The sequence below is a fragment of the Mangrovibacter phragmitis genome (assembly GCF_040429585.1).
Taxonomy (GTDB): domain Bacteria; phylum Pseudomonadota; class Gammaproteobacteria; order Enterobacterales; family Enterobacteriaceae; genus Mangrovibacter; species Mangrovibacter phragmitis.
Genome location: NZ_CP134782.1, coordinates 3,182,584 through 3,197,169, shown reverse-complemented (window position 1 = coordinate 3,197,169; position 14,586 = coordinate 3,182,584). Strand labels below are relative to the sequence as shown.

At 49.8% G+C, this 14,586-nt stretch carries 8 protein-coding genes and 2 pseudogenes; 2 read left to right on the top strand and 8 right to left on the bottom strand.

Going from position 1 to position 14,586, the window contains the following annotated elements; genetic code table 11:
- The first annotated feature begins 35 nt into the window (after positions 1 to 35).
- Together bamA and MPHASIOC01_RS15440 are read left to right on the top strand one after the other, a co-directional pair.
- The gene (bamA, locus tag MPHASIOC01_RS15445) at positions 36 to 2,459 is read left to right on the top strand and encodes an outer membrane protein assembly factor BamA (protein WP_353612883.1); all 2,424 of its coding nucleotides are present in this window, start codon (positions 36 to 38) and stop codon (positions 2,457 to 2,459) included.
- Between the two features lie 40 nt (positions 2,460 to 2,499).
- A complete protein-coding gene (locus MPHASIOC01_RS15440; RefSeq protein ID WP_353612882.1) occupies positions 2,500 to 2,769 on the top strand; it encodes a hypothetical protein in 270 nt (89 codons plus the stop codon).
- 3 nt (positions 2,770 to 2,772) lie between these two features.
- Here the strand turns inward: MPHASIOC01_RS15440 and MPHASIOC01_RS15435 are convergent, their stop codons facing one another.
- The 8 genes and pseudogenes from MPHASIOC01_RS15435 to dctP all read right to left on the bottom strand — a co-directional run bounded on the left by MPHASIOC01_RS15435 (position 2,773) and on the right by dctP (position 14,569).
- Positions 2,773 to 3,738 (bottom strand): diguanylate cyclase domain-containing protein, encoded by a 966-nt coding sequence (locus tag MPHASIOC01_RS15435; RefSeq protein WP_353612881.1) that lies wholly within the window; start codon positions 3,736 to 3,738, stop codon positions 2,773 to 2,775.
- Positions 3,728 to 7,156, bottom strand: a complete 3,429-nt coding sequence (locus MPHASIOC01_RS15430; RefSeq protein WP_405027778.1) for a PAS domain S-box protein — start codon at positions 7,154 to 7,156, stop codon at positions 3,728 to 3,730. Before MPHASIOC01_RS15430 ends, MPHASIOC01_RS15435 begins: the two co-directional genes overlap by 11 nt.
- 300 nt (positions 7,157 to 7,456) lie before the next feature.
- Positions 7,457 to 7,987 (bottom strand): annotated as a pseudogene (locus MPHASIOC01_RS27690) (CHASE domain-containing protein); the annotation flags it as partial.
- A gap of 314 nt (positions 7,988 to 8,301) precedes the next feature.
- Positions 8,302 to 9,600 (bottom strand): PAS domain-containing methyl-accepting chemotaxis protein, encoded by a 1,299-nt coding sequence (locus MPHASIOC01_RS15425; protein ID WP_353612879.1) that lies wholly within the window; start codon positions 9,598 to 9,600, stop codon positions 8,302 to 8,304.
- Positions 9,601 to 9,832: 232 nt separating this feature from the next.
- Positions 9,833 to 11,575: a DUF2264 domain-containing protein gene (locus MPHASIOC01_RS15420; protein ID WP_064600842.1), complete on the bottom strand. Its 1,743-nt coding sequence runs from the start codon at positions 11,573 to 11,575 to the stop codon at positions 9,833 to 9,835.
- 17 nt (positions 11,576 to 11,592) lie between these two features.
- On the bottom strand, positions 11,593 to 12,894 hold the full coding sequence (locus MPHASIOC01_RS15415; RefSeq protein ID WP_405027777.1) for a TRAP transporter large permease: 1,302 nt from the start codon (positions 12,892 to 12,894) through the stop codon (positions 11,593 to 11,595).
- 135 nt (positions 12,895 to 13,029) lie between these two features.
- Positions 13,030 to 13,401 (bottom strand): annotated as a pseudogene (locus MPHASIOC01_RS15410) (TRAP transporter small permease); the annotation flags it as partial.
- Between the two features lie 181 nt (positions 13,402 to 13,582).
- Entirely contained in the window at positions 13,583 to 14,569 is a 987-nt protein-coding gene (dctP, locus tag MPHASIOC01_RS15405) for a TRAP transporter substrate-binding protein DctP (protein WP_064600840.1), read from the bottom strand.
- Between the last annotated feature and the right edge of the window lie 17 nt (positions 14,570 to 14,586).

Sequence of the window (14,586 nt, the reverse complement as noted above, 5' to 3'; positions counted from 1 at the left end):
GTACAGAAAACCCATTGCTGGATAGTGAAGAGATTATGCAAATTAGGCATTACTTGCTTGTGAGTTTATTGCTGCCGACAGTGACTGTCTGGGCGACAGAAGGCACCATCGTGAACAATATTCAGTTCACAGGATTACAGCGAGTAACGCCCGGAGCTGCATTACTGAGTATGCCAGTTCATCAGGGAGATGATGTCAGCAATCAGGACATTAGTAATGCGATTCGCGCGCTCTATGCTACCGGTTATTTTGAAGATGTAGCCATCTCCCGCGATGGCTCTACCTTGTTGGTGCAGGTGAAAGAGAAACCGACCATTGCCAGCATCAGTTTTGCCGGGAACAAGTCGGTTAAAGATGATCTGTTGAAACAAAATTTGGATGCATCGGGCATTACCGTTGGCAGTGCGCTTGACCGCAATACGCTCTCTGAAATGGAGCAGGCATTGCAGTCGTTTTACTACAGTGTGGGTAAATACAGCGCAACAGTAAAAGCGGTGGTTACGCCGTTGCCCCGTAACCGGGTTGATTTGAAATTTGTGTTTCAGGAAGGGGTGTCAGCAAAAATAATCCAGATAAACCTGATTGGTAACCACGCTTTTAGTACGCAAACGTTACTGGATAATTTCCAACTGCGGGACGATGTTCCCTGGTGGAACGTGCTGGCAGATCAGAAATACCAGAAAGAAAAATTGGCAGGCGATTTAGAAACATTGCGTAGCTATTACCTCGACCGCGGTTACGCACGCTTTGCCATAGACAGCACCCAGGTCAGTATGACCCCGGATAAAAAATCACTCTATATCACCATTAACCTGCGTGAAGGTGCCCGTTACCAGATTGACAGCACCCTGGTGACAGGCAATCTGGCCGGGCACAGCAACGAGATAGAGAAGCTGGCCACCTTTCCCAAAGGTTCTTTATACAGTGGCGCGAAGATTACCCAGGCAGAAGAAGCCATTAAAAAACTGCTGGGAAAATATGGCTACGCTTCCCCGGTTGTCCGAACCCAGCCTGAGATTGACGACACCACTCACCGGGTTGTTCTGCATATGCAAGTGGATGCCGGGCGGCGATTTACTGTGCGCCGTATCATTTTCAAAGGAAATGACATCACCCGTGATTCGGTGCTGCGCCGGGAAATGCGGCAAATGGAAGGTGGGTGGCTGAACAGCGAAAGTGTGGAACAGGGAAAAGCACGGCTTGACCGGACGGGTTTCTTCGAGAAAGTCGATACTGAAACTCGCCCGGTTCCCGGCACGGCCGATCAGGTTGACGTTATCTACACCGTGAAAGAACGTAATACAGGATCTTTTAATGTGGGACTGGGCTATGGAACAGACAGCGGCGTGAGTTACCAACTGGGTGTCACCCAGGATAACTGGTTGGGAACAGGTAACACAGTGAGTTTTAGTGGCACACGCAACAGTTACCAGTCTTATGTCGAACTGTCTGCTACTGACCCTTATTTTACCCCGGATGGGGTGAGCCTTGGCGGGAAGATTTTTTATAACAGCTATGATGCCTCTGATTCTGATGAAGCCAGTTATAACCTGCAAAGTTACGGTTTAGGTGGCAACCTGGGCTTTCCCATCAGTGAGAATAACCGCCTGAACCTGGGGCTGGATTATGTTCATAACCGTTTAACCAACATGGATCCGGAACTGACCATCTGGAATTACCTCAGTTCGCAAAATATTAACCCGAAGGTGGTGACAAAAGATGGCGACAGTGGAGCAAGTTATAGCGGCAATGATTACTTTGCCAGCCTGGGCTGGCAATACAATGACCTGAACCGGGGCTATTTCCCGCAGTCGGGTAATAAAACCAGCCTGACCGGTAAAGTGACAGTGCCGGGTTCTGATAACAGTTATTACAAACTGTCTTTTGATACCACTCAGTATGTCCCGTTATCCGCCAGTAAAACCTGGGTGTGGATGGAGCGGCTGCGGGCGGGTTACGCGGCGGGCCTGAATGGGCATGTTGTGCCGTTCTATGACAATTTCTATGCGGGTGGTTCGTCTTCTGTACGCGGGTTTTCTTCCAACACGATTGGGCCAAAGGCGGCTTATTACCAGTGTAATGGTTCCGAAAGTAGCTACAGTGCGTGCCCGCTTGATTCTTCATCAGATGCCGTGGGCGGCAATGCCATGGCAGTACTGAACACGGAATTGATTGTACCGACGCCATTTGTGAATGACCGTTACGCGGATTCCCTGCGTACCTCGCTATTTGTTGATGCGGGTTCGGTATGGAGTACCACCTGGAAAAATACCGCACAAACCGAAAGTGCCGGGATCCCGGATTACAGCGACCCGGGTGATATCCGTGTTTCTGCCGGGGTGGCGTTGCAATGGATGTCTCCGCTCGGGCCTCTGGTGTTTTCTTATGCTGAGCCGGTGAAAAAATACAGTGGCGATAAATCAGAGCAGTTCCAGTTTAACATCGGAAAAACCTGGTAATGATAACGGGGGATACGTGATGAATGATGAGGAGAGTGTGATGACACGTTATGAGCAACTGTACGCGTTTTTACGGGAACATCCTGCTTCTGATGCCCAGGCGATTAACCGCGCACTGGGCACATCCGGAAAAGTTATTTATTACGAGATAAAAAAAGGGATGCGGTCGGGAGAGATTCAGGCACGGAAAATTGCCGGACGCTACCGTTATTCAACCCGGGCAGGGGCCTGCTTCGGTTGCGCTAACCCACTGACGGCACTTTTCAACCGCTATCTGATGACGGCGCGGCGCAATAGTAAAGCAGCATAAAATTCAGACCTCTGAAACGGTATCCGGTTTATCACCAGGCCAGGTTGTGATGCGGTTGCGCCCATCACTTTTGCTTTGGTACAGCGCCTGGTCTGAGTGATTAAGCAAGTCTTCTTCGCCTTTCTCTTGTTCCGGGATGGTGCAGGCAATACCAATACTGATGGTAACGAACGGACTGACTCGTGATGTGGCATGAGGAATTTGGAGTGCTTTTATTGCGTTCAGTATGGCGCTGGCGCGTTCTTGTGCTCCCGCGAGATCAGTCAAAGGCAGCAGGCAAGTAAACTCTTCGCCACCGTAACGGAATACCATATCCATCGGGCGGCGCAGTGTACCTTTCAGTGCGATGGCAATAGCCCGCAGGCAATCGTCGCCTTTCTGATGCCCATAGTTATCGTTAAAGCGTTTAAAAAAATCCACATCCAGCATGATAATTGCGAGAGGTCGCTGCTCGCGGCGGCATAACAGCCAGTGTTGTTTTAACATTTCATCAAACCGCCGGCGGTTATACAGACCAGTTAACCCATCGAGCCAGGCGACTTCACGCATATTATCCATGTACAACTTGAGCATAAGTTGTGTCATAACCCGGGCGCGAACAATCGCCGGGTTAATTGGTTTGGCAATAAAATCGACCGCGCCAATTTCAAAACCGTATGCTTCCACATTGGCCTCAGTTTCGGCGGTGACAAAAATAATCGGGATCCATTCTGTGATGGGATCATTCTTCAGCTTCCGGCAAACTTCATAGCCATCAATATCCGGCATCACGATATCCAGCAGGATCAGATCAGGCTTCTGTTTCAGTGCCAGATGCAGTGCTTTCTCACCACTGGTAGCGACAATAATATCCAGTTCACCGTGGAATACGGCACTCAGAGTATGAATATTGACGGGTTGATCATCGACTATCAGAATGCGAGGTTTATAGCCACGAATGGCATATTCGTCCAGAACCTTATTCCACATGGGCCTGCTCCTGTATCTTTATTAAGAGGTACTTCGCCTGTTCAAAATCCAGTGCATCTGTGGCCTGTATCAGTTGGTTAAGCTCAGTACTTAAAATAGATTGCCCTGCCAGCGCATGGCGCAATAACTTCGCCAATTCCAGAGCTTCCATATTGCTGTTATCAAGGTGGCGGTGTAACGACTGAATAATCCCCGCAACAGGTGGAACAGGTTCTGTACCGCTGTGGCTGGTTTCTTCTTGTGCAATAAGCGCAGTAATTTGCTCCATTAGTGTGGCATATTCACTTTGTGCACGTTTTTCAATTTCATCAGGCAGAGAAGCAAACAGGCTGGCTTTCCCGGTATCGTCAGCGGTTTTCAGCGCGGCTTCCTGCCCGGCAAGCCAGGCCCACAGCTTATCCAGACCGGCGGAACCGCTGGTCCCTTTCAGGGTATGTATTACCACCATTGCAGCAGGCCAGTTTTCCGCCTGACATGCACGGCGTAGCTCGTTCTGTAATGAAATAAACGATGGCATAAAGGCATTGAGTAATGTTTGATACATGCCGGTATTTCCACCTGTACGTTGCAAAAAGCCAGGAAGGTTGTCGGATAAAGGTGAGGGCAACGTGTTATTGCGCCCTAATACCCGGGAAAGCGTGGCGATGACGTTATTAAAATCCAGAGGTTTGCCAATATGGTCATTCATCCCGGCATCAAGACAGTTTTGCCGGTCGGATGCACTGACATTGGCGGTCATTGCGATAATCGGTAAGTTTGCAAAACGCGGGTTGGCTCGAATACGCCGGGTGGCTTCCAGGCCATCAATGTCGGGCATTTGGACATCCATCAGCACCACATCAAACCTTTTTCTGCCGGACAGCACTGCACGAACACCGTCTTCCCCACCACTGGCGATATGCGTGTGCGCACCTTCACTGGTTAAAAATTCACTGATAACCATTTGGTTAAACGGATTATCTTCCACAACCAGAATATTTACGCCAGTAAGACGGTGTTGCTGGGGCTGTAGGGTGGTGTCTGCATGCGCTCTGCCAACATTCATCGCATTGAACAGCTGTTCCGGCGTTAGTGGTTTGGTCAGCACGTTATCCAGCATCGGGAAGTTATGGGTATCGGGCAAATCGGCATGGTTAGCCGCACTGACCAGAATGAGTGCAGGAACTTTGGGCAGGTTCATTTGGTAGCGAATATGTTCCGCTAAAGCCAGCCCATCCATTTCCGGCATAATCCAGTCCAGTAACACCGTATCGAAGGGATGTCCTTCCTGAGCTGCTCTGGCAATAAGTTGTATTGCATCATCCGGATTGTTGGTACTGATTGTCGAAACCTTCATCGTCGTTAACTGGTGTTCCAGAAGTGCCCTGGCGACCGGGTTATCATCGACAACCAGCGCTCTGGGAGCCGGCGATGGGAAAGTAAGTGGATGCCATTTTGTCTTATCTGCGCGCGGCAGTGTCAGGCTGAATGAAAAGTCACTGCCTTTGCCCTCGGTGCTCTGTACGGACAGTTCGCCCCCCATCTGTTCGACCAGCCGGCGGCTGATTACCAGACCCAATCCGGTACCACCATAGCGGCGGGATGTGGACGCTTCCGCCTGAGTAAATACATCAAAAATACGTCCCAGATGGTTCTCACTAATCCCAATACCCGTATCTGACACGTTGAACTGCAGTGTGACGTTGTGGCGGGTCAGTGACAGCAGACGGGTTTTCACCACCACTTCACCTTGCTCAGTAAATTTGATGGCATTACTGACCAGATTGATCAGCACTTGTTGCAGACGCATTTCATCGCCAGTCAGGTCTGGGGGTAATTGATTATCGAGGTCGAAAAGTAACTCAATGGACTTGTTATTGAGGTTACCTGACATCACGATAGCCAGGTGCTCCATCATTTTGTTGAGGTTAAAGGGCTGGTTATCCAGTTCCAGCTTGCCGGCATCAATTTTTGAATAGTCGAGAATATCGTTCAGTAAACCCAACAGGGACTTTGCAGCAATATGTGCCTTCTCTGCAAAATCATGCTGGCGTGGCGCCAGTTGGGTTTTAAGTAACAGTTGCAGCATACCCAGCACAGCATTCATGGGTGTGCGTATTTCATGGCTCATATTTGCAAGGAACAACGATTTAGCGGCATTCGCAGCATCGGCCTGTTCTTTGGCTTCAATCAGCTTGCCACGTAACATATGTTCTTCTGTCACATCAAGGTTTATCCCTGTCACCCGGGTCGCCTTACCGTTTGTGTCACGTTCAATGTATGCGCCTGCCTGCAGGTAGCGCACTTCACCATCTTGTTGAACCACGCGAAATGAAGGGGTGTATTCCCGGTTCAAATTAACGGCATCATGTAATTGCCGGATAGCCAGAGCCTGGTCATCCGGGTGAATACGGGATTCCCAGTGGTGAAGTGATAACCCATTACCTTCCAGTGAAGGTGGCAGGTCGTAAAAACTGTACATCAGGTCGTTCCATTCCAGCGAGTTATCCGCCAGATTCCAGCGCCAGATCCCAAGCCCTGCGGTTTTTGAGGCAGTCAGTAACGTTTGGGTTGTGCTCAGAAGTTGATCCCTTGCGGCTTCAAGTGCCTGTTGCGCCTGGCGCTGCTGGGTAATATCCATTGAAATACCCAGGTAACCTGTGGGGTTCCCATCCGCATCGCGCATCATGGTGACAACTTGCCTTACGGGAAAGTGGCTGCCATCTTTACGCACATAGGTCCATTCGCGTTGCTCTGAGCGCCCCTGGCGGGCGTGCCAGACAAAAACATCAAATCCGCGGACGGGTATGCTGGCCTCTGCGCTGAGTTGTTGACTGTAGTGTTCAACTTCTTCCGGTACATGAATAATTTCCGGCGTAACTTTACCAACAACATCTGCTTCGCTGTAACCCAGCATACGTTCAGCGCCTTTGTTAAACAGTTGGATGGTGCCGTTTAAATCAGTTGCGATAATAGTAAATTCATAGGTGGCAGACATAACTGTACTGAGCAGGGTATTCAGCCCGGCCAGTTCAGCTGTGCGCTCACGTACCTGTTGTTCCAGGTTTTGATTCAGTTCACGAATGCGTGTTTCATTCTCTTTTTGTTGCGAGATATCGCGCACTGTGGTCGAAGCACCAATAACGGTGCCGCCAGCATCCAGAATAGGAGACACCGTAGCGGATACCTGAAGTTCACTACCGTCTTTACGCCGCCGAACTGTTTCCAGATGATTAATAGTTTCTTTATTGACAACCCGTTTCAGGGTTATTACTTCTTCATCCTGCAGGCGTATGGGCACGATTAAGTCTGCAAGGTAATGCCCTCGCGCTTCTTTCCGGGTATAGCCAAACATGTGCTCCGCCCCGGTATTCCAACTGATTATTTTACCTGTGATATCTTTGCCAATAATCGCATCGGCAGAGCTTTCCACTATCATGGTCAGCTTGCTTTGCTCAACAGATAACCGCCTGCGGTCATTGGCGCGTGAAACCGCAATGTTGATTAGTAGCGCCAGAATCGCTGAAAAAAGGATGCCAACAACACTGGTTCCAGGTATGGAAAAAAGATTCAGCCCATTGAGCCAGGCTGGGGTTGCTGAAAGGCTAAATCGCCATGTGCGCCCCAGAATAGCATTCTCCTGATGCCAGGAATATAAACCGGTCTCAGTGCTGCTGCGGTAGAAGGTTTCAGGGTTTCCCGGGTCAGTCACATCACTTAATGTAAGAATCAGGTTGGGGTCGTGAAAGCGCTGCGACTGCATAATGTCGGTAATGTTTAAGGGAGCGAATGCCCAGCCGAAACACTGAGTAACTCGCTCATTTTCAGTTTTCGGAATTGTCGCGTGCTGGTAGATAGGGAGTAAAATAAGAAAGGCGTTATGTTTTGTATCATTGGAAAATTGCAACGCCAGAGGCTGAGTAATGGTGGCGTTACCTGTTCTCATGGCTTTAATTGCTGCTTCCCTGCGTTGTGTTTCTGACGCAATATCCAGCCCAATTGCTTTGGCATTGGTGCTGATATTTTGCGGTTCTAAATACTCAATAACAAAGTGCTCACCTTGCCAGGGCGCAATATACTTCACGGAAAAATCAGGCCAGTTTTCCCGCCGTTCTTCTGCGACAAAATCAGAGAGTGCTGCATGGGGAACCCGGCGTACAAAGCCAAACCCACGCGCTCCGGGGAAGTTTTTTCCCAGATCCAGTGTTTTTGTAAAAACATAAAACCCCGAGTTTTCAACATCTTTCCTGCCTCCACTGAGCACCGCCATGCGCGCTTCAAATAAACCGTATTGGTAACGGCTCATGGAGGCAATGACTGCGCTAAACTCGGGTTGAGCGCTGTTGATCATTGCCTGGCGGATATGTTCCTGATTAAGACGATACACAGTGAAAGTCACGCAGCCAGTCACCAACAGACCCGCTAAAAAAGTGATAACGGTGGCGAATCGCAGATGCAATAATTTACTTATGTGCCGTGCCTGCATACTGTCGTCCCGAGTTAGCGCGGTTGAAGGCGCGATACATCAAACAGAGGTTACTCTGCATTTGTTGTGATACCTGCTGTGTTACAGTATCGGCCCGGTCAGACATTTAATTTATGAATGACCTCCACGAATCCATTTACACCCCGGTTGATTTCATTGAGGCTGCGGGACAGATCACTTATTTTGTCGTGCTCTGTTTTCAGGAACTGATTTATTTCATCCAGTTGGCGATACATCTCCGCAATCAGTGCATTATTCTTTTCTACCACCTGGGTAATTTTGTGGGTTGCTTCGGAAGTGGAGGCCGCCAGGCGACGAACCTCTTCAGCAACCACAGAAAACCCGCGCCCGGATTCCCCGGCACGAGCAGCTTCAATGGCTGCATTCAATGCCAGAATATTGGTCTGCGAGGCGATGGCATCAATAGTGCCGACAATGGTGTTGATGTCCTGAGCTGACTCAGTGAGCTGGCTACCAATATGTGAGGCGGCGTCCACTTGCCCGGCAATACGCTCAGAGTTTTCAACGGTTTCATTCAGTACCTGGTTGGCATTATGGGTAATTTGTGATGTTTGCTCAGATGTTGTGACAGCAATGTCAGCAATACGTTTGGCATTTTCCACCCGGTCGGTAATATCTGAGGCGAATTTAATCACTTTATATACTTCGCCGTGGCTGTTGATGATGGGATTATAACTGGCCTCCAGCCATACACGCCCGCCATCCGCTGTTTTACGTTCAAACCTGCCTACAAAAGACTGGCCATTTTGCAAATTATCCCAAAAGTGAGGATTTTCCTTATAAAAACTGTCATAACAAAATAAGCGGTGATGTTTCCCCTGAAGCTCCTCTGCCTGGTAGCCCATGATTTTAAGAAAATTATCATTCGCCCAAATAATATGGCCGTCAGGTGAGAATGTAATCACCGCCAGCGAACGGTGTAAGGCAGATATAATGGCTTCTTTATCTTCCAGTTCCAGGTGTTGGCCGGTAATATCCGAAGCCAGTTTAATTACCTTAATGACTGTGCCTTGCTGGTTTTTTACCGGAAAATAAGTGGCTCGCAGGAAAAAAGGCTGGTGGTTTTTTTTATAACGTTCAAATATTCCATCCACAGGGTTACCTGCCGCCAGTCGTTGCCAGAAAGCGTTATATTCTGGGGTATGTGTATAATCTGGCCGGCAGAGCATGCGGTGGTGGTGGCCCTGAAGTTCACTGAGCGAGTAGCCCGAAACCGCCAGAAAAAGGTCATTGGCATATAAAATGGTACCATCGGGTAGAAATTCTATCCAGGCGACGAAGGATTTAATTGCATTTAAATCAAAAGATTGTAGATTATTTTTCAGACCAGGAACGGCGCTTTTGGTTAAGCTCTGTGGCTTCGATAATCCAAACATGACTTTCTCCGCAGTTGCAGTGGCGAATATTTTTACTCTCTATTTGTATAGAAAAGTATTAGCCTGGAGTTGTTCAAATAGCAGATATTCAGATGGTTTATTTTTTTATTAAGCAGGGCTAATTTTTATTTTTATTAATAATTAATTTTGATAAGGAATAGGCATCTTTGATTTGTGATTGTGACGGGAAATAATGCGCCATAAGTCAAAATAACAGATGGCGCAATGATTATTACCGTGTTTCAGGTACCACTGCAAACATGCTTTCCAGCACCTGTTCGCCAGCGGGCAAGTGGGTTAACAAGAAAGGCACAACGGAGCGCGGTGACAACAAATTAGTGTGTGCCCGCGCAGCAGCGTGAGCTTGTTTAGCATGAGAATCAAGGCTGGTTATTCTTGATTGCCCATTTTCACCTTCCAGAACAATCTGCGCACCTGAACCGGAGTTTTTTGCCAGGCAAGAATGTGCCTTATGCCACTGGTGCACGGCAAACCCGGTTTCAACTACCCGTGCAGGTTTGTGCAGCATAAAACGGTGACGCCGACGGCAGCCGCCATCACTCAGCACGGTTATCAGCGTTTCGACTTCGATATCACCAGCCAGCCAGAGGATTTGCATTGTATCCCCCTCAACCTGTACAGATTTATTGGCGTGGCGCATGTGCCAGTGAATGCCATTATCCTGGCTGAATGCGAGAATGTTATCACCAAAATTGAGCAGATGGCCGTATGCAGTACTTTCCATCTCCGGGCCAAATGCAGTGGAGTAAGCAAATTTATTGTATTTATCCCACTGAAACTTGGTCTCGATAAAACCGGCAAAATGCACAATGCTGTGGCCGTTTACCCGCTGAGCAATGCTATTGGCCGCTGGCATGGCAAATATTGGGCCGGGTGCGCAAGCCGCAGATTCTTCACTGCACCAGAATGGATGTGTTTCAGGCAACAGTAGTGGTAAAAAGGCTTTCATTGCCCACCAGGGCGAGGTTGGTGAGTTGTACCATTCTGCCATCAGCAAATTTGGGTAGCGGTAGCCCCGGGTTAACAAACCCCTTTCGCTGAATATCGGGCTGTGCTGCCAGCTGCGAATATGGCGTGCCCACAGGCCTTTTACCAGGGCCATCTCGCCCTGCTCTAAAGGCAGCATGGCGGCGGCACCCCAAAAGCCGGCACTGGCGAAACGGTAACAACCTGAACGCCCAATGGGCAGGGCTTCACCGCTATCCGCAAACCAGGTAGAAAAAGGTGTAATAAAGTCACGGGCATGCCTGATAAACAATTGAGCGTATTCTTCATTGGGGTTATCCAGCAGGCAGGCATAAATCAGCCCATAAAAATGCAGGGCGAAGCCGCCATAGTGGTCAATTGCCTGGTCGTCACCGTCACCATACCAACCTTCCCCCCGATACCAGCCAGCAATTTGTTCCAGGTAGCGCTGGTGTAATGCCTGGTCTACCAGATCTTCCCGGCCAACCCGGGTGAGCCCGGCCTGCACCAGTAAGGTAAAAAACAGCCAGTTGTTCTGTGGCATAGCGTGGTGCTGGATAGCCGCCAGCCAGGTAGCCAGTTGATTTTGGGTCGTGGCGGAAAGTGGCTGCCAGCCTTTTTCTGGCAACACTGCCAGCAAAAATCCAAAAGCAGCCATTTCCACACTGCGCTGATTGGTATCACCGGTTGGCCCCCAGTAATGGGGATGGGTTGGGTCAACGCCTTCGCGAATTGCGTTATGCAACAACGGCCACCAGGGAAACTCGCCACCTCCCAGCACCAGTGGAATAATTCCCCATAGCGGGCGAGCCACGCCTTCAAGCGCGCTGGCCTGCATATCGAAAATAGCGCCACCTTCATTGAGATCCAGCGCAGCGCCCTGGCCGGACAGGTAAGGAATGAGCGGAGTAAACAGGTCGCGCACCATCTGTTGAGCATCTGCGCGAGTTTTTAGTGGGTTATTGTTAAAGGGAAAGTAATATGCCATGGCGTGACTCCTTTCAGTTACAGGCCAAACAGCCCGGGTAGCCAGAGGGTAAAGAACGGGAACCAGGTAATAAGCAGCAAACCCACCAGTTGCATGGCGAAAATTGGCAGCAATGGGCGAATCACCCGGGTGACTTTCTCACCGGTGATACTGCAGGATACAAACAACACAGTGCCAACTGGCGGGGTGACAATGCCAATCGCCAGGTTGTAGGTGAGCACGACACCGAACTGTACCGGGCTCATGCCCAGCTCTGTAACCACCGGGAACAGAATTGGGGTAAAAATCAGCATGGCCGGGGTCATATCCATGAATACGCCAACCACTAACAAAGTTACGGTTATCAACAGTAAAATAACGAATTTGTTGTCACTGACACTGATTAACAGCTCGCCAATAGTGTCGGGGATATTGGCAAAGGTCATTGACCAGCTCATTAACCCTGAGCAGGCGATAAGAAACAAAATCACTGCGGAAGTGATTGCGGATTCTGCCAGCACTTTCACCAGTTTTTTCATGCTGAGAGTGCGGTAGATAAGCCCCAGCATCAGGCTCCAGGCAACCGCCACACCCGCGCCTTCTGTTGCGGTGAATATGCCACCAATGATACCGCCAATAATCACGACAACCAGGGAAAGGCTGGGTAATGCCCGTATGAGCACCTGCGATATTTCCCGCCACAGCCAGGGAGATTTATCGACCGGGTAGTTATGCCTTCTTGCCCAAATCCCGGCAACAATCATTACTGCCAGCCCCATCATGATACCGGGCAGGTAACCTGCCAGAAACAGGGCCGCAATCGACGCGCTGCCACCGGTTATCAGCGAGTACATGATAAACACGCCAGTGGGCGGGATAAGCATACCTGTGGGCGCTGAGCTGGCATTGACGGCAGTAGTAAAAGCCATGTCATAGCCTTTTTCTTTCGCCATGGGGGCGACAATACCGCCAATTGCCGTGGAAGCCGCAATGGCTGAACCTGACAATGAGCCAAACAACATATTGGCGATAATATTTGACTGCCACAGGTTGCCAGGGATGCGTTTACCCAGTAACAGGGCGAGGTCGAGCAGGCGGCGGGCAATACCGCCCTGGTTCATAATATTTCCGGCCAGAATAAAAAAGGGCAGGGCCAGAAAACCAAAGCTGTCCAGCCCGGAAAACATCTTTTCGCCGACCACTGCCAGCAGGTCTGAGGGGGCAATTTGCAGAGCCAGAGTGAATAAACCAGAAAGAGCCAGGCCAACGGCGATGGGGGTGTTCATTGCCAAAAACAGGAAGAATGTACTGAATAAAACCAGCAGTGAAGTGGCTTCCAGATGGTCGTAAACCAGCCATTCCCACAGTGGTGTGGTGGCAAACTGGCTGAAGGCGAACAGGATTACAGCCAGGCTCAGAGCACACACCAGACTTTCCAGTAAGGTGCGCAGTGAGCAGCCTAATTCGCGCAGGGCAAATAATACGCGGTGGATAATCATGAATGCCCCACACAGCACAACAGCGCCATGCAACATGCCAACAGATACTTTGAGCATGGGCGTCAGCATCTGGCTGTTTTTTTCCATCGCCAGCCAGCCGCCAGCCAGCAAAATCACCCCAAAGGTGATAACCAGCAGGTTATTAAATTGCATCATCCAGCGCTGGGTTGTGGCGCTGGCCCGGTCAAATAATATTGGCAGGCTGAGGTGGCGAGTGCCGTTAAAACACTGTGCTGCGCCAATTAATCCCAGCCAGATAAGTGAAAAGCGCAGCAACTCTTCCGACAGGCTGCTGGGTGACTGAAAAAAATAGCGGGTAATAACACTGTAAATAATCAGCAGGCTCATGGCGGCTAACAGGCACACCATAAAACAGCTGAGTATTTGCGACAATACTTGCTCAATACGGTGCAACCTGCTTGTTGCAAGGGACGCAGGCTGCTCCGCAAGGCTCGGGGTCGTGGTCTGGTTCATTGCGGTGATCACTCATAGTGAGCCGGGCGTGCGCGGGTTATGCACGCCGGCCAGGTTAAACATCCAGCTCGCGGTCTTCTATAGCGAAAATGCGTTCCAGTGCTTCACGTTTATCCGGGTCTTGCATGGCATCGCGCCACAGAGGTTTCATGGCTTCAATGAGTGGTGCTTTGTCAATATCGGTAATGACGACGCCCATTTTCTCTTCTGCCAGTTTTTCGGATTGTTTATGAGTGGCATCAATCAGAGTGATGGAGTGTTCGGATGCCGCGTGCATTGCGGTGCGCAGGACGGCCATGTCGTCATCAGTAATGGTTTTCATCGCGCGCTGGCTCAGGACAATAAAGTCTGTCAGGCGGGTTTGCTCACTGCGCACGCCATATTTAGTGACTTCACCAAATTTTATTTCCCACAGGCCAGCCAGGCTGCCTTCTGCGCCATCGACCATTCCTTGCTGCAGTGCGCCGTATGTTTCAGTGAACTCCAGTGGAACCGGAATCGCCCCCATCGCCTGCAACATACTGATATAGGTGTCTGATGCCATCGTGCGAATTTTCAGGCCCCGGATATCTTCAATGCTGTAAATGGGTTTAGAGGCATGCAGGCTGCGAAAGCCATTGCTGATATAGCCTAAAACCTCAAAGCCATTTTTCTGGGTGGTTGCCAGCAACTCGTTGTGCATGTAATCGCTGCTCATGACCTTGTGGTATTCCTCAAGGTCACGAAAAACATAGGGAAGGTTAATCACGCCAATTGCCGGTTGCAGGTTTTCCAGCATGCCGCTGTTTAGCATGCCCATATCTATCACGCCGCTTTGTACTTGCGAGATGTACTGGGTCTGCCCGCCTAATGCGCCATTCCAGTAAACGCGGATATTTACCCGGTTGTCTGTACCGGTTTTTACTGCGTCGACAAATTGTTTAATGACCTGTCCGGTAGGGCTGTCTGCCGGAGTGTTGGTTGCCAGTTTGTAGGTACGGGCCTGGGCACTGAATGACAGTACTGCAGCGAGCAGGGCGGTAATCAGAATACGGCTTTTCATTACGGTGTTCCTTTTCT